Annotated in this window: 11 protein-coding genes; 5 read left to right on the top strand and 6 right to left on the bottom strand. The window is 61.0% G+C overall.

Annotated features, from left to right (window positions below; all coding sequences use genetic code 11):
- Positions 1-107 precede the first annotated feature (107 nt).
- Positions 108-2,378, top strand: coding sequence for a bifunctional 23S rRNA (guanine(2069)-N(7))-methyltransferase RlmK/23S rRNA (guanine(2445)-N(2))-methyltransferase RlmL (gene rlmKL / locus FQ192_RS22860; protein WP_133836708.1), 2,271 nt, complete (start codon positions 108-110; stop codon positions 2,376-2,378).
- Between the two features lie 145 nt (positions 2,379-2,523).
- Positions 2,524-4,923 carry a diguanylate cyclase gene (locus FQ192_RS22855; RefSeq protein WP_149660569.1) on the top strand — a complete coding sequence of 800 codons (2,400 nt, stop codon included), beginning with the start codon at positions 2,524-2,526 and terminating at the stop codon, positions 4,921-4,923.
- Between the two features lie 133 nt (positions 4,924-5,056).
- Here FQ192_RS22855 and dacB read toward each other — a convergent pair whose 3' ends face one another.
- Positions 5,057-6,517, bottom strand: coding sequence for a D-alanyl-D-alanine carboxypeptidase/D-alanyl-D-alanine-endopeptidase (dacB, locus tag FQ192_RS22850; protein WP_149660568.1), 1,461 nt, complete (start codon positions 6,515-6,517; stop codon positions 5,057-5,059).
- Between the two features lie 234 nt (positions 6,518-6,751).
- Here dacB and FQ192_RS22845 point away from each other — a divergent pair, with 234 nt between their 5' ends.
- The gene (locus FQ192_RS22845) at positions 6,752-7,096 is read left to right on the top strand and encodes a YggL family protein (RefSeq protein WP_133836711.1); all 345 of its coding nucleotides are present in this window, start codon (positions 6,752-6,754) and stop codon (positions 7,094-7,096) included.
- Between the two features lie 169 nt (positions 7,097-7,265).
- Here FQ192_RS22845 and FQ192_RS22840 read toward each other — a convergent pair whose 3' ends face one another.
- Positions 7,266-8,456, bottom strand: coding sequence for a benzoate/H(+) symporter BenE family transporter (locus tag FQ192_RS22840; protein ID WP_149660567.1), 1,191 nt, complete (start codon positions 8,454-8,456; stop codon positions 7,266-7,268).
- 355 nt (positions 8,457-8,811) lie between these two features.
- Here FQ192_RS22840 and FQ192_RS22835 point away from each other — a divergent pair, with 355 nt between their 5' ends.
- On the top strand, positions 8,812-9,576 hold the full coding sequence (locus FQ192_RS22835; RefSeq protein WP_149660566.1) for a GntR family transcriptional regulator: 765 nt from the start codon (positions 8,812-8,814) through the stop codon (positions 9,574-9,576).
- A 251-nt stretch (positions 9,577-9,827) separates the two neighbouring features.
- Here the strand turns inward: FQ192_RS22835 and guaD are convergent, their stop codons facing one another.
- From guaD to xdhA, 4 genes are all read right to left on the bottom strand, one after another.
- Positions 9,828-11,132 (bottom strand): guanine deaminase, encoded by a 1,305-nt coding sequence (gene guaD / locus FQ192_RS22825; protein ID WP_149660564.1) that lies wholly within the window; start codon positions 11,130-11,132, stop codon positions 9,828-9,830.
- An 8-nt stretch (positions 11,133-11,140) separates the two neighbouring features.
- Complete coding sequence (gene xdhC, locus FQ192_RS22820; RefSeq protein ID WP_149660563.1) at positions 11,141-11,986, bottom strand: xanthine dehydrogenase accessory protein XdhC; 846 nt, start codon at positions 11,984-11,986, stop codon at positions 11,141-11,143.
- Between the two features lie 135 nt (positions 11,987-12,121).
- Positions 12,122-14,524 carry a xanthine dehydrogenase molybdopterin binding subunit gene (gene xdhB, locus FQ192_RS22815; protein WP_149660562.1) on the bottom strand — a complete coding sequence of 801 codons (2,403 nt, stop codon included), beginning with the start codon at positions 14,522-14,524 and terminating at the stop codon, positions 12,122-12,124.
- Positions 14,517-15,971, bottom strand: coding sequence for a xanthine dehydrogenase small subunit (gene xdhA, locus FQ192_RS22810; RefSeq protein ID WP_149660561.1), 1,455 nt, complete (start codon positions 15,969-15,971; stop codon positions 14,517-14,519). The genes xdhB and xdhA overlap by 8 nt, the downstream gene beginning before the upstream one ends.
- 266 nt (positions 15,972-16,237) lie before the next feature.
- Between xdhA and FQ192_RS22805 the strand changes: the two genes are divergently transcribed.
- Complete coding sequence (locus FQ192_RS22805; protein ID WP_149660560.1) at positions 16,238-16,897, top strand: GntR family transcriptional regulator; 660 nt, start codon at positions 16,238-16,240, stop codon at positions 16,895-16,897.
- The last annotated feature ends 1 nt before the right edge of the window (position 16,898 follow it).

The raw sequence follows: 16,898 nt of genomic DNA, 5'->3' as shown, positions 1-16,898 counted from the left end.
ACGGCACACCTTCGTGCCACGCGGGCGCTCTTTTAGAAAAGCGCCTGATTGAAAACCGGACCGGCAATGCGTTGTCGGTTCACTCAGCCAAAGGCTTTGAAATTCCAATGTCCGATCAATTCGAAATCTTCCTCACTTGCCCCAAAGGCCTTGAAGGCCTGCTCATCGAGGAAGCCGTCGGGCTTGGCCTTGAAGAAGCGCGTGAGCACACCTCGGCCGTGCGCGGCATGGCCACCATGGAAACCGCTTATCGCCTGTGCCTGTGGTCGCGTCTGGCGAACCGGGTGCTGCTGGTGCTCAAGCGGTTCCCGATGAAGGACGCCGAAGACCTGTACCACGGCGTGCTCGACATCGAGTGGCAAGACCACATGCTCAATGACGGCACCCTGGCCGTCGAGTTCAGCGGTCACGGCTCGGGCATCGACAACACCCACTTCGGCGCCTTGAAAGTCAAAGACGCCATCGTCGACAAACTGCGCACCCCGCAGGGCGACCGTCCGTCCATCGACAAGCTCAATCCGGACCTGCGCATTCACCTGCGCCTGGACCGTGGCGAAGCGATCCTGTCCCTCGACCTGTCCGGCCACAGCCTGCACCAGCGCGGCTATCGCTTGCAGCAGGGCGCGGCGCCGCTGAAGGAAAACCTCGCGGCGGCGATCCTGATCCGTTCCGGCTGGCCACGCATTGCGGCCGAAGGCGGCGCGCTGGCTGACCCGATGTGCGGTGTCGGCACGTTCCTGGTAGAAGCCGCCATGATCGCCGCCGATATGGCGCCGAACCTGCGCCGCGAGCAGTGGGGCTTCACCGCCTGGCTCGGCCACGTTCCGGCGCTGTGGAAAAAACTCCACGAAGAAGCCACCGAGCGTTGCGCCGCCGGCCTGGCCAAGCCTCCGCTGTGGATTCGCGGCTATGAAGCCGACCCACGCCTGATTCAACCGGGCCGCAACAACGTTGAGCGCGCCGGCCTCAGCGAGTGGATCAAGATCTACCAGGGCGAAGTCGGCACCTTCGAGCCGCGTCCGGACCAGAACCAGAAAGGCCTGGTCATCTGCAACCCGCCGTACGGCGAGCGTCTGGGTGACGAGGCGAGCCTGCTCTACCTCTACCAGAACCTTGGCGAGCGTCTGCGCCAGGCCTGCCTGAACTGGGAAGCCGCCGTGTTCACCGGCGCCCCGGACCTGGGCAAGCGCATGGGCATCCGCAGCCACAAGCAGTATTCGTTCTGGAACGGCGCGTTGCCGTGCAAGTTGCTGCTGATCAAGGTCACCCCGGATCAGTTCGTCACCGGCGAGCGCCGCACTCCGGAACAACGTCAGGTCGAGCGCGAGCAGGCTGAAGTCGAAGTCGCTGACAACGACGTGGCGCCGGGCAAGTACGAGAAGTACAACAAGAACGGCAACCCGATCAAACCGGCCCCGGTGGTGATCGAGCAACCGCGCTTGAGCGAAGGCGGGCAGATGTTTGCCAACCGCCTGCAAAAGAACCTCAAGGCTCTGGGCAAGTGGGTCAAGCGTGAAGGCATCGACTGCTATCGCGTGTATGACGCCGACATGCCGGAATACTCGATGGCCATCGACCTGTACCAGGATTGGGTCCACGTCCAGGAATACGCCGCGCCGAAGTCCATCGACCCGGAAAAAGCCTCGGCCCGGATGTTCGATGCCCTGGCCGCCATTCCTCAGGCCCTGAACATCGACAAGAGCCGCGTGGTGGTCAAGCGACGCGAGCGTCAGAGCGGCACCAAGCAGTACGAACGCCAAGCGGCACAGGGCAAGTTTGTCGAGGTCAACGAAGGTGGCGTGAAGCTGTTGGTCAACCTCACCGACTACCTCGACACCGGGCTGTTCCTCGACCACCGGCCAATGCGCATGCGTATCCAGAAAGAGGCGGCCGGCAAGCGTTTCCTCAATCTGTACAGCTACACCGCGACCGCCAGTGTGCATGCAGCCAAGGGTGGCGCGCGCAGCACCACTAGCGTCGACCTGTCGAAAACCTATCTGGACTGGGCGCGTCGCAACCTGTCGCTGAACGGTTTCTCCGACAAGAACCGTCTGGAGCAGGGCGACGTGATGGCCTGGCTCGATGCCTGCCGTGACGAGTTCGACCTGATCTTCATCGATCCGCCGACCTTCTCCAACTCCAAGCGCATGGAAGGCATCTTTGACGTGCAGCGTGACCAGGTGCAATTGATCGACCTGGCCATGGCGCGCCTGGCCCCGGGCGGGGTGTTGTACTTCTCCAACAACTTCCGCAAGTTCGTGCTGGAGGAGAACCTCACCACCCGTTATGCGGTCGAGGAAATCACCGACAAGACCATCGATCCGGACTTTGCCCGCAACGGTAAGATCCACCGCGCCTGGAAAATCACGGCCCGCTGACACCTGACCTGATTGGATCCACAGAGCCTTGATTTTTAAAGGCTCTTGGATTCTTTTCAGGGCTGGTCAAATTAGTGGCTAATAGCTATAACTCAACTCATGGCCAATGGGCTTTTCCGGCACCTGGCGTTTTGAGTTGCGTTTTATGTCGTTGCACGCCGTGCGCCCCAAGATCCTGGGCTTTATCAGCGAAGACGTCTCGGCCTGGTTGGTCGCGATGTTGGTATTGCTCGCTGGCGGGATTCTCACGGGGTTGCTGGCCTGGTCCACGCTGAATCTGTTTCATCATCAATTACGGCAACGCTTCCAACTGCTGGCCAGTGAGCGCTACAGCCGTATCGAAGAACGTTTCGAAGATCAGGAGCAGCGCCTCGATGGCCTGCGCCGGTTCTTTGCCAATTCCGAATCGGTGTCTCGCGCCGAATTTGACGGTTACACCCAACCTTTATTGCATCGCACCCAGGCGTACTCGTTTGCAAAACGGGTGTCCGGCGATGAACGTCCGGCGTTCGAGCAAGAGGTGCGCGCCCAGGGGCTGAGCGACTTCTCCATCCGTGAGCTCAATGTGGCGGGCGAACTGCAACTGGCGGCAGAACGCGATGAGTACGTGGTGGTGCTTTACAGCCAGACGCAAAGTCGACTCGGCTCGCCGCTGGGCTACGACTTGCTCGCCCAGCCGTTGCGCCGTGCCACCCTGGAACGGGCGGATGCGAGCGGTGGCATGGCGGTTTCGCAACCGATGCATTTAGTGAATGTTGAACCGGCCTATGCCCGCGGTGTGCTGCTGGTGGCGCCGGTGGTTCCACGTGAAGGCCTGCAAGCGCCGACGACCAAGCCGTTCGGCTACGTCATGGCAGTGATCAGCATGCGCCAGTTGCTGGCCGACGGATTACCGGAGGCCGGTCACGATTACCTGACGGTGCGCATTCTCGACCTGTCCACCAACGATCAACACGAAGTGCTGTACGAATCGGCGAAGCCTCCAGCCGTCAGTGACCTGTCCGCGAGCCGCTTGCTGCGCCTGGCCGACCACGACTATCAAGTGGACATCCAGCCCAGCGAAGCCTTTGTGCAGGCCAACCACTCTTCGGCGAGCAGCCTGGTGGTGCTCGGTGGTTTGCTCAGTCTGTTGCTCAGCGCCTTGCTCTACGTACTGGTCAGCCAGCGCCAACGGGCATTGAAAATGGTCGAGCAGCGCACCGAGGAACTGCGCGCCCGCGAGCAGGAATTGCGCGGCACCCACGGTCAGTTGCGCGGCGTGCTGAATGCCGCGACGCAGGTGGCGATCATTGCTACCGATCTGCGCGGAGTCATCAGCACCTTCAACGCCGGTGCCGAACACATGCTCGGTTACACCGCAACCGAGGTGGTGGGGCACATGACCCTGGAAAACCTGCACTTCCCCCGGGAGCTCGTAGCGCGCTCGGCGGAGCTGAGCGCGCGTTACGGCAAGTTGATCCCGACCTGCCAGGCGATGCTGGTCGAGGGCGGTGAAGAGGGCGGTCACGAAGCCCGGGAATGGACCCTGATGCGCAAGGATGGCAGCCACCTGACGGTGAACATGCTGGCGACGCCGGTGCTGGATGAGCAAGGGCTGTGGGTTGGGCACCTGGCGATCTGCATCGACATCACCGAACGCAAGCGTGTCCACGAAGCCCTGGCGGCGCGGGACTTGTTGCTGAAGAAACTCAGTGCCCATGTGCCCGGCGGCATCTACCAGTTCAAGATGGAATTCGACGGACGCTTCAGTGTGATCTATGCCAGTGATGGCATCCGCGACATCTATGAGCTGGAACCGGATGTGTTGCTGCTCAACGCCGAAGCGATCTTCACCCGGATTCATCCACAGGATTCGACCCGGGTCCGCGCCTCCATCCGCGCCTCGGCCGATACCCTCAGTCCGTGGCGCGAGGAATACCGCGTGCAACTGCCGGTGGGCGGATTGCGCTGGGTCCGTGGCGAGGCGACCCCGGAGGAACTGCCCGGCGGTGGTGTGCTGTGGCACGGCTACATCTCGGATATCTCCGATCTCAAGCGAGTGGAAGAAGAGCTGCGGGCGCTGTCGGTGACCGACTCTTTGACTGGCATTCACAACCGCCGCTACTTCCAGGAACGCCTGACCATGGAAATGGCCCGGGTCGAACGCGGCGGTGGCGAGTTGTCGGTGATCATGCTCGACATCGACCATTTCAAACGCATCAACGACCAGCACGGCCACGCCGTGGGGGATCGGGTGTTGCAGGCGGTGTGCGAGCGCATTGGCCATCGCCTGCGCCGCACCGACGTGTTCTGTCGCCTGGGCGGCGAGGAGTTCATGGTGCTGTGCCCGGACATCAATGGCGAACACGCCCATGTCCTGGCCTTGCAGTTGTGGCAAGCGTTGCGCAGCTCACCGATCGACGGCGTCGGCACGGTGACCGCCAGTTTCGGGATTGCCAGTTGGCAGGTCGGCGAGGGCGCGGATGCGCTGTTGCTGCGGGCGGACTCGGGGGTGTATGCGGCGAAGCAGGCGGGCAGGGATCGGGTTGAGAACCAGCGCTTGTAGGAGCAAGGCTTGTTGATGATCGTTCCCACGCTCTGCGTGGGAATGCCTCAATGGACGCTCTGCGTCCGCTTTGGGACGCGGAGCGTCCCTGGCTGCATTATCACGCAGAGCGTGGGAACGATCAGGTAGAGAGTTACAACACCGAAGCGGTCGCCGGGACTTTAGGCTGGCGATACAAATCCAGCAGCACCTGATCCAGCACCGAAGACGCGCCAAACGGTGCCTTGTCGTTGAGAATCGCCACCACCGCCCAAGTGTTGCCATTGATGTCGCGGCTGAAGCCGGAAATCGCCCGTACGGTATTCAGCGTGCCGGTCTTGATGTGGGCTTCGCCGCGCATCGCGGTGGTCTTCAGGCGTTTGCGCATGGTGCCGTCGGTGCCGGCAATCGGCAGCGAACTGATGAACTCGGCGGCGTACGGGCTGCGCCACGCGGCTTGCAGCATACCGGCCATCTCACGGGCACTCACCCGTTCGGCGCGGGACAGGCCGGAGCCGTTCTCCATCACCAAGTGTGGCGCGGTGATGCCTTTCTGGGCCAGCCACTGGCGCACCACCCGTTGGGCGGCTTTGGCATCGTCACCGTCGGCGTCGTTACGAAACCTCTGGCCCAGGCTCAGGAACAGTTGCTGGGCCATGGTGTTGTTGCTGTATTTGTTGATGTCGCGAATGACTTCCGCGAGATCCGGCGAGAAGGCCCGGGCCAGCACCTTGGCATCTTTTGGCGTCGATCCCAGCACATCCTTGCCCTGGATGCTGCCGCCCAGTTCTTTCCAGATGGCCCGCACCGCACCGGCGGTGTAGGTCGCGTGGTCGAGCAGCGACAGGTAAGTCTGCGAGCTGCAACCTTCGCCCAACTGGCCGCCAACGGTCACGGTCACGCTGCCATCGGGCTGGGTCACCGGGTTGTAGCGCACGCCACCGGTGCATTGTTTGGAGTTGATCGCCTTGACCTGATTGTCGATGTTAATCGTCGCAATCGGCGGCTCCACCGACACCAGCACCTTGCCATTGTCGTTGCGCGCCACAAAACGCAGGGCCTTGAGGTTGACCATCAGCGAGTCAGGCTTGACCAGGAACGGCTTGTTCTCGTCATTGCCATCGTCATTGAACTCGGGCAGTTGCGGCTGCATGAAGAAGCCGCGATCGAGCACCAGATTGCCGGTGACCTGGGTCACGCCATTGGCCCGCAGGTCGCGCATCAGCAGCCAGAGTTTTTCCATGTTCAGCTTCGGATCACCGCCACCCTTGAGGTAGAGGTTGCCGTTGAGGATGCCGCCGCTCAGGGTGCCGTCGGTGTAGAACTCGGTTTTCCACTGGTGGTTGGGGCCGAGCATTTCCAGGGCCGCGTACGTGGTGACCAGTTTCATGGTCGAAGCCGGGTTGACCGAGACGTCGGCGTTGAAAATGGTCGGGGTGCCGGGGCCGTTCAGCGGGAGCATCACCAGGGACAGGGCGTTGTCCTGCAACTTGCTGGCCTTGAGGGCCTTTTCAACGTTGGGTGACAGCGCGGTATTGATCGGAGCGGCAGAAATCGGGAGCGCCAGAGGCAGGAGAAGACCGGCGAGTAGCAGTGGGCGTAAAGATTTGATCATGTGAAATAAAACCCTGCAGTCGAGGGGAAAAAAGGTGAGGGCATGAAGATAAAATCCCCCGGTGGTCATGAAAGTGTCGGCATTATGCCCCAAGGTGTAACGGCTTGTGCCGTGCTCGGACCTTCTAATCCGCTATTTTTTTACCGACGGTAGGTTGGCCACTACCGTGGAACGGGCAATTGGCGCCTTAAACTGCTAAAGTGCCGCCCGTTATTACTTATGAGGATTGTTCCAATGGCGACTAACCGTTCCCAGCGTCTGCGCAAAAAACTGTGCGTCGATGAATTTCAAGAGCTGGGTTTCGAACTGAACCTGGATTTCAAAGAAGATTTGGCTGATGAAGCCATTGATGCTTTCCTCAACGCGTTCCTGAAAGAAGCGATGGAAGCCAACGGTCTGGGTTATGTTGGCGGCGACGACTTCGGTCTGGTTTGCCTGCAGAAGCGCGGCTCGGTGTCCGAAGAGCAGCGCGTTGCAGTTGAAGCCTGGCTCAAAGGCCGCAGCGAACTGACTGAAGTCACCGTCAGCCCGCTGCTGGACGTCTGGTACCCGGAAAAGCCGATCAATCCGGTAGCTTGATGTCATGAAAAACGGCGACCCACGGGTCGCCGTTTTTTTACGCCTGCGATTTGTAGGTGTATGGCTTGGGCTGGGATGTTGATCATGGGAATGCCTTCGCGGGCAAGCCTCGCTCCTACAAGGGATCACGCCGAACCTGTAGGAGCGAGGCTTGCCCGCGAAGAGGCCCTCAAGCCTTACGCCAATTCAAAATCACCAACGTCAACACCCCCGCCACAATCCCCCAAAATGCTGACCCGATGGAAAACAGCGTCAGCCCCGACGCCGTCACCATAAACGTCACCAACGCCGCTTCCCGCTCCTTCACTTCGCTCATGGCGATGCTCAAGCCATTGATGATCGAGCCGAACAACGCCAGCGCCGCAATCGACAGCACCAGTTCTTTCGGCAACGCGGCAAACAACGCCGCCAGCGTCGCGCCGAACACCCCGGCAATCCCGTAGAAAATCCCGCACCAGACCGCAGCGGTGTAGCGCTTGTTGCGATCTTCATGGGCGTGCGGGCCGGTGCAGATTGCCGCGCTGATCGCCGCCAGGTTGATGCCGTGGGAGCCGAACGGTGCCAGCAGCAACGAAGCGATGCCGGTGGTGGTGATCAGCGGCGAGGCGGGTACGTCATAGCCGTCGGCGCGCAACACCGCGATGCCGGGCATGTTCTGCGAGGTCATGGCCACCACGAACAGCGGGATGCCGATGCTGATGGTCGCCGCCAGGGAGAAGTGCGGCGTGGTCCAGACCGGCGTCGCCAATTCCAGATGGAAACCGCTGAAATCCAGCAACCCCATGAACCCGGACAGTGCGGTGCCGATCAACAGCGCGGCAAGCACGGCGTAGCGGGGCGACAGGCGCTTGACCACCAGATACGTGAAGAACATTCCCAGCACGAGGGCAGTGCGGTGCTGGGCGGCGACGAAAATCTCGCTGCCGATCTTGAACAGAATCCCCGCCAGCAACGCCGCCGCCAGCGAGGCCGGGATCTTTTTCACCAGCCGTTCGAAACTGCCGGTCAAACCGCAAATGATCACCAGTAGCGCGCAGGTAACGTAGGCACCGATGGCTTCGCCGTAGGTCACACCGCCCAGGCTGGTGATCAGCAACGCCGCGCCGGGGGTCGACCAGGCGATGGTGATCGGCGTGCGGTAGCGCAGGGACAGGCCGATCGAACACACCGCCATGCCGATGGAGATCGCCCAGATCCACGAGGAAATCTGCCCGCTGCTCAGGCCCGCTGCTTGTCCGGCCTGGAACATCAGGACCAGGGAGCTGGTGTAGCCGGTCATCATGGCGATGAAACCGGCGACGATGGCCGAGGGTGACGTGTCGGCCAGGGGGCGCAGTTGCGTTTGCGTGGCGTCGTTCATGACAGCGGTGTTCCTTGTTCTGATAAAAAAGCCCGGAACAACGCGATCCCTGTAGGAGCGAGGTTTGCCCGCGAAGGCGTCGTGTCAGTCGATATCAATGTTGAATGAGACGACGCCTTCGCGGGCAAGCCTCGCTCCTACAAAGGATGGCGTTCAGGCGGATTCTGCGTTCAAGCCTAAACTCAAATGTAACGCACCGTTGCAATACAGCCGAGGCCGCAAACAGCCATACAGTCGTGTTGCCACCATCCATTGTGTACAATCGCGGTGTTTTTTACGCGATACTTGCCAGCGACCCACTGTGCCGTATTACAGTCACGGTCTATTCGCCGCAGTTCTCCCGACTCGAGTGCCCATGAACGAACAGTTGCAGCCCCTAAAGAAACAACCGCGAGCAGGCAAAGCCGGCCGCAGTGGTACCCAGGACGATATTGTCTACGCGCATATCTTCGAGGCCATCCTCGAACAGCGCCTGGCGCCCGGCACCAAGTTGAGCGAAGAAGCGCTGGGGGAAATTTTCGGGGTCAGCCGCACCATCATTCGCCGCGCGCTGTCGCGCCTGGCCCATGAAGGCGTGGTTTTACTGCGACCGAACCGTGGCGCGGTCGTCGCCAGCCCGAGCGTCGAAGAGGCCCGTCAGGTGTTCCTCGCCCGTCGCCTGGTCGAACGAGCGATCACTGAACTGGCCGTGCAGCACGCCACCACCGAGCAAATCGCCGAGTTGCGGCAGATGGTCAACGACGAACGCGACAGCTTCTCCCGTGGCGATCGCGGCGCCGGTATCCGTCTGTCGGGTGAATTCCACCTGAAACTGGCCGAAGCGGCGAAGAATGCGCCGCTGATCAGCTTCCAGCGCAGCCTGGTGTCCCAGACTTCGTTGATCATCGCCCAGTACGAAAGCGGCAACCGCTCGCACTGTTCCTACGATGAACACACCCAGTTGATCGACGCGATCGAAGCGCGCAACGGTGAGTTGGCGGTGGATTTGATGATGCATCACATGGATCACATCGACAGCAAACTCAACCTCGACGAAGAAAGCGCGTCGGATGATTTGCATGCGGTGTTCTCGCATTTGTTGCAGACCAAGAAGCCGGGGCGGTCGACCGCCAAGCTCTGATAGACCGAGGCGCGGCCTTCGCGGGCAAGCCTCGCTCCTACAGATTCAGCGTGATCCGTGTAGGAGCGAGGCTTGCCCGCGAAGGCGTCCTCAAAGACACAAAAAATCCCCCGCAACCATCGATTGCGGGGGATTGATCGTTCCCATGCTCCGCGTGGGAATGCCTCTAGGGACGCTCCGCGTCCAGTGACGCGGAGCGTCACGGGCTGCATTCCCACGCAGAGCGTGGGAACGATCGGTACGAACAAACCTTACCGCTGATGCACCAATTTCCCCGCCGCATACGTCTGCAACACCGTCCGGTCATCCCCCAGCGTCATCAACACAAACAACGTCTCGGCAATGTTATTGGCCTGCTTCAAGCGATAGCTGAGCAACGGCGTGGCGTTGTAGTCCAGCACCAGGAAGTCCGCATCGGTGCCGGCATGCAACGTGCCGATCTTGTCTTCCAGCCGCAGCGCCCGCGCACCGCCCAGGGTCGCCAGGTACAGCGACTTGAACGGGCTCAACCGCGCGCCCTGCAACTGCATGACCTTGTACGCTTCGTTCAAGGTTTGCAGCAGCGAGAAACTGGTACCGCCGCCCACATCCGTACCCAAACCGACATTCAACTTGTGCTTCTCAGCCATCGGTAAATTGAACAAACCGCTGCCGAGGAAAAAGTTCGACGTCGGGCAGAAGGCGATCGCCGAGCCGGTTTCCGCCAACCGCGCACACTCGTCGTCGCACAGGTGCACGCCGTGGGCAAACACCGAACGCTCGCCCAGCAGTTGGTAGTGGTCATAGACATCCAGGTAGCCCTTGCGCTCCGGGAACAGTTCCTTGACCCATTCGACTTCTTTCAGGTTTTCACTGATGTGGGTCTGCATATACAGGTCTGGATATTCGCCGAGCAACTGGCCGGCGAGGGTCAGTTGTTCCGGAGTGCTGGTCGGGGCGAAACGTGGGGTGACCGCGTAGTGCAAGCGGCCCTTGCCGTGCCAGCGCTCGATCAACGCCTTGCTTTCGACATAGCTGGATTCGGCGGTGTCGGTCAGGTAGTCCGGCGCGTTGCGGTCCATCATCACCTTGCCGGCGATCATCCGCAGGTCAAGTTGCTCGGCGGCTTCGAAGAACGAGTTCACCGATTGCGGATGCACGCTGCCGAACACCAGCGCGGTGGTGGTGCCGTTGCGCAGCAGTTCCTTGATGAAAATGTCCGCCACTTCATGGGCGTGGGCCTTGTCGGCGAACTGGCTTTCGCACGGGAAGGTGTAGGTGTTGAGCCAGTCCAGCAGTTGCTCGCCATAAGCGCCGACCATCCCGGTTTGCGGCAAATGGATGTGGGTGTCGATCAGGCCCGGGGTGATCAGCGCGTCCTGGTAATGGGTGATCTCGATGTCCGCCGGCAGGGTCGACAACAATTCGGTGGCATGGCCAATGGCGCTGATCTTGCCGTTTTCGACCACCAGCAAACCGTCTTCGAAATACTCATACGACGCTTCGATCCCCACTTCGGCAGGGTCGGCGATGCTGTGCAGGATGGCGGCGCGGTAGGCTTTGCGAGTCAAAGGCATGTTCGTTCTCAGTTTGTGGCTTGGCTGCGCCGTGAAGCCGGCAGCAGTTTGGCAATCGATGATCCGGCGCTGGCGGTTTGCTGGCCGAAATTCGCGTTATAGGTGGCGATGATTTCGCCGGCGATGGAGATGGCGATTTCCACAGGCAACTTGCCTTTGACTTCGCCGATGCCCATCGGGCAGCGCATGCGTTGCAGCACGCTGCTGTCAAAACCGCGGTCGCGCAGGCGATGTTCGAACTTCACCCGTTTGGTCTTCGAGCCGATCAGGCCGAAGTAGGCGAAGTCGTTGCGCTTGAGGATCGCGGCGGTGAGTTCGAGGTCGAGCTGGTGGTTGTGGGTCATGACGATGCAGTAGCTGCCGACGGGCAGGTCATCGATTTCATCCACAGGCTCTTCGGCGACTATTTTACGCACGCCGTGGGGGATCTGTTCCGGGAACTCCGCTTCCCGGGAGTCGATCCAGCGCACCCGGCAGGGCAGGCTGGCGAGCAGCGGCACCAGCGCGCGGCCGACATGACCGGCGCCGAACACGGCGATTTGCGCCTGGACCTGGCCCATCGGTTCGAACAGCAACACCGTCGCGCCGCCACAGCACTGGCCGAGGCTGGCGCCGAGGCTGAAGCGCTCCAGGTGCGTGTCCTGCTTGCCGCTGGCGAGCATCTCGCGGCCGATCTGCATGGCCTTGTATTCCAGATGCCCGCCACCGATGGTGTCGAAGGTCTGGGTGGCGCTGATGACCATCTTCGAACCGGCATTGCGCGGTGTCGAGCCGAGCTCTTCGATGATGGTCACCAACACGCAGGGTTCACCCTGGGATTGCAGGTCGGCGAGGGCGTCGATCCAGTTGTACATATTCACCTCGACATCTGTGTTGTCTGTTCGGGCCTCTTCGCGGGCAAGCCTCGCTCCTACGGGAATGGTGATGTTCGCAAGATCACCGTAAACCTGTAGGAGCGAGGCTTGCCCGCGAAGGCCACGCCTCGGTCCTTAAAGCGAAGCCAACTCCGCCGGCTCAGCCTCGACAGCCTTCGCCGCTTTCAACTGCCGCATCTGCTCACACCCCCACAACACCCGCTCCGGGGTCGCCGGCGCATCGATCTTCGGTTGATGCTTGTAGTCGCCCAGACTGGCGACGGCGTCCTTGATCGCACACCACGAGGCGATGCCGAGCATGAACGGCGGCTCGCCCACAGCCTTGGAATGGAACACCGTGTCTTCAGGGTTCTTGCGGTTCTCCACCAGCTTCACCCGCAGGTCCAGCGGCATGTCCGCCACGGCCGGGATCTTGTAGCTCGCCGGGCCGTTGGTCATCAGTTTGCCTTTGTTGTTCCACACCAGTTCTTCCATGGTCAGCCACCCCATGCCCTGGATGAAACCGCCCTCGACCTGGCCGATGTCGATGGCCGGGTTCAGCGAGGCGCCGACGTCGTGCAGGATGTCGGTGCGCAGCATTTTGTATTCGCCGGTCAGGGTGTCGACGATCACCTCGCAGCACGCCGCGCCGAAGGCGTAGTAGTAGAACGGGCGCCCCCGGGCCTGGCTGCGGTCGTAGAAGATTTTCGGGGTCTTGTAGAACCCGGTGCTGGACAACGACACCTGGGCGAAATACGCCTGCTGGATCAGCGCTTCGAAGGTCAGGATGTGATCGCGAACGCGTACATGGCCGTTGTGGAACTCCACGTCTTCTTCGCTGACCTTGTACTGGCGGGCAGCGAATTCGACCAGGCGTTTCTTGATGATTTCAGCGGCGTTCTGTGCGGCTTTACCGTTGAGGTCGGCACCGCTGGAGGCGGCGGTCGGCGAGGTGTTCGGCACCTTGTCGGTGTTGGTCGCGGTGATCTGCACGCGGTCCATTTCCACCTGGAACACTTCGGCCACGACCTGCGCGACTTTGGTGTTCAAACCCTGGCCCATTTCGGTGCCACCGTGGTTCAAATGGATGCTGCCGTCGGTGTAGACGTGCACCAGCGCACCGGCCTGGTTGAGGAAACTCGCAGTGAAGGAAATACCGAATTTCACCGGGGTCAGCGCCAGGCCTTTTTTCAGGATCGGGCTGTTGGCGTTGTAGCGACGGATCGCTTCGCGGCGCTCGGCGTACTGGCTGCTTTCTTCCAGTTCGGCGGTCATCTCTTCGAGCATGTTGTGCTCGACGGTCTGGTAGTAATGGGTGACGTTGCGCTCGGTCTTGCCGTAGTAGTTGGCCTTGCGTACCGACAGCGGATCGAGGCCCAGATGCCGGGCAATCGCGTCCATCACTTCTTCGATGGCAACCATGCCTTGCGGGCCGCCGAAGCCACGGTAAGCGGTGTTCGACGCGGTGTTGGTCTTGCAGCGATGACCGTTGATGGTCGCATCGCCCAGGTAATAAGAGTTGTCTGCGTGGAACATCGCACGGTCGACAATCGACGCCGACAAGTCCGGCGAGCAGCCGCAGTTGCCGGCCAGTTCCAGGGCGATGCCGTGCAGGCGACCGGTGCTGTCGAAGCCGACGTCGTACTCGACGTAGAACGGGTGACGCTTGCCGGTCATCAACATGTCTTCGACCCGCGGCAGGCGCATCTTGGTCGGCTGGCCGGTGAGGTGCGCGATCACTGCGCACAGGCACGCCGGGCTCGCGGCCTGGGTTTCCTTGCCGCCAAAACCACCGCCCATGCGGCGCATGTCGACGACGATTTTGTTCATCGACACGTCCAGTACTTCGGCGACCAGTTTCTGCACTTCGGTCGGGTTCTGGGTCGAGCAGTAGACGATCATCCCGCCGTCTTCAGTGGGCATCACCGACGAGATCTGGGTTTCGAGGTAGAAGTGTTCCTGGCCGCCGATGTGCAGCGTGCCCTGGATGCGATGTTCAGCACTGGCCAACGCGCCGGCCGAATCACCGCGTTGGTGAGTGTGGCTGTCGAGCACGAAGTGGCGCTTTCTTAACGCTTCAACCACGTCCAGAACCGGTTCCAGATCTTCGTATTCGATGATCGCGGCCATCGCGGCTTTGCGTGCGGTTTCCAGGTCTTTGGCCGCGACGGCAATCACCGGTTGGCCAACGAATTCCACCGTGTCGATGGCCAGCAATGGATCTCCCGGCAGCAACGGCCCGATGTCTTTCAGGCCCGGCACATCTTCGTGGGTGATGGCGATGCGCACGCCTTCAAAGGCGTAGCAGGGCTTCGTATCAATGCTGATGATTTTCGCGTGGGCGCGGTCCGACAGGCGTGCATACACGTGCAGCTGATTCGGAAATTCCAGGCGGTCATCGATGTACTGCGCTTCACCGGACACATGCTTGGCGGCGCTGTCGTGCTTGACGCTGCGGCCGACACCGGTGGTCAAGTCCTTGGCGAACAGTTCAGCCAGTTCGGCTTGGGTCTTCTCTACAGCGTGATGATTAGACATAAGCGGTCACCCGAGTCTCGATGTGCGGTGTTTGCAGTTCGATGAAGTATTTTCGCAGCAGGTTTTGCGCGCTGAGCAGGCGGTATTCCTTGCTGGCGCGGAAGTCCGAGAGCGGCGTGAAGTCTTCGGCCAGGGCGGCGCAGGCACGTTCGACCGTGGCATGGTTGAACGGCGCACCGAGCAGGACGGTTTCGCAGTTTTTTGCGCGTTTCGGGATGGCCGCCATGCCGCCGAACGCGACGCGGGCATCGGCGATAACACCGTTGTCGATGCGCAGGTTGAACGCGGCGCAGACAGCGGAAATGTCATCGTCCAGGCGCTTGGAGACCTTGTAGGCGCGGAACAGTTGTTCGGCACTGGCCCGGGGCACAATGATCTTTTCGATGAACTCGCTTTCCTGACGCGCAGTGACCCGGTAATCAATGAAGTAATCTTCCAGCGCCATCGTGCGGCGGGTCTCGCCTTTGCACAAAACGATCTGCGCGCCCAGGGCAATCAGCAGCGGTGGCGAGTCACCGATCGGCGAGGCGTTGCCGATGTTGCCGCCCAGGGTGCCCTGGTTGCGGATCTGCAACGAGGCGAAGCGTTGCAGCAATTCGCCGAAGTCCGGGTATTCGCTTTTCAGCGCGTCGTAGCAATCGGAGAGGGCAGTCGCGGCGCCGATTTCCAGGCGATCGTCGAAGCGTTCGATGCGCTTCATCTCCGCGACGTTGCCGACGTAGATCATCACCGGCAGGGTGCGGTGGAACTGCGTGACTTCCAGCGCCAGGTCCGTACCGCCGGCCAGCAGCCGGGCCTGTGGATAAGCGTCGTAGAGGTCGGCCAGATCGGCGACGGTCAGCGGCACCAGGCAGCGCTTGTCGCCACTGTTGAGTTCGCCGATGTCGGTGGGGGCGATGGCTTTGAGGCGGGCGATGGTGTCGGCCTCGCGCGCGTCGAACTGGTCCGGTTGCTTGCCGCAGCAGGATTGTTCGGCGGCTTGCAGGATTGGCCGATAGCCGGTGCAACGGCAAAGGTTGCCGGCCAGCGCTTCGTGGGCTTTATGGGCGTTCGGTTCGTCGCTGTTCTTTTGCAGGGCGAACAACGACATTACGAAGCCGGGGGTGCAGAAGCCGCATTGCGAGCCGTGGCACTCGACCATGGCTTTTTGCACGCTGTGCAGTTCGCCCTGGTGCTTGAGGTCTTCGACGCTGATCAGTTGTTTGCCGTGCAGTGACGAAACAAACGTCAGGCATGAGTTGAGACTGCGATAGCGAATGTGTTCGCGGCCGTCGTCATCCGTCTGCAATTCGCCGACCACCACGGTGCACGCGCCGCAGTCACCGCTGGCGCAGCCTTCTTTGGTGCCGGGTTTGCCCACATGGTCGCGCAAGTAATTGAGCACGGTCAGGTTCGGGTCCAGGGCGTGCTCGCTACGGAGTTCCTGGTTTAGTAAAAACTGGATCACGGAAGGCCTCGCAGACTCATTATTGTTGTTAACCGATTTGAACCGAATTTATCAGGTCTGACTTTTCGGTCAATGATTTTCTGACTTAAAGGTCAGGAAAAACCGTTTTGTCGATCAACAGCGCGTTTCAACAGTATTGACCCTCACGCGCTAGCCTGCTTTTTGCTTAATTCGTGCCAAAAACCGCCGGGTGGGCACTCCGCCATGACGTACCAATTGCGCTACACTGCGCCGCTTGTGCAGATCGAAGAGTTTGAAGGACAACCATGACGTTCAAGGCGCCGGACAGCCTCGCCGAGCAAATTGCTCACCACCTCGCCGAACGCATCATTCGCGGCGAAATGAAGCCGGGAGAGCGCATCCAGGAACAGAAGGTCACGCTGGCCCTCAATGTCAGCCGCGGTTCAGTCCGTGAGGCTTTGCTGATCCTCGAGCGTCGCCACCTGATCGCGATCCTGCCGCGACGGGGCGCCCATGTCACCGAACTCACCGCGCACAAGGTCCAGAGCCTGTGCACGCTGATGAGCGAACTCTATATCTTGCTCGGCAACGCCGTGGCCAACGGCTGGCAAGTCCAGGCCGACCTCGCGCCGTTCGTGCAGATCCAGCAGCGCCTGGCCGCCAGTTACGAACGCCAGGACATCCGCACCTTTGTCGACGACAGCTTCAGCGTGATGCGCGCTGCATACCCGTTCGCCAACAACCCGTACTTGCAGGAAACCGTCGAGAATCTGCAGCCGGCCATGAGCCGCGCGTATTTCCTCGCCCTGGAACAGCGCAAGGCCGAGATGAGCGAATTCCTGGAGCTGTTCGAGCGCCTGCTCGCCGCCGTGATCGCCCGTGACTATCCGCAGATTCGTGAAGTGCTGACGGCGTATGCCCAGCGCAGCTGCGATCTGGTGGTTTCCGCCCTGACGGTCGCTTAAG

This window comes from Pseudomonas sp. ANT_J12, assembly GCF_008370045.1.
Lineage (GTDB): Bacteria > Pseudomonadota > Gammaproteobacteria > Pseudomonadales > Pseudomonadaceae > Aquipseudomonas.
This window is presented reverse-complemented; position numbering and strand designations above follow the sequence as displayed.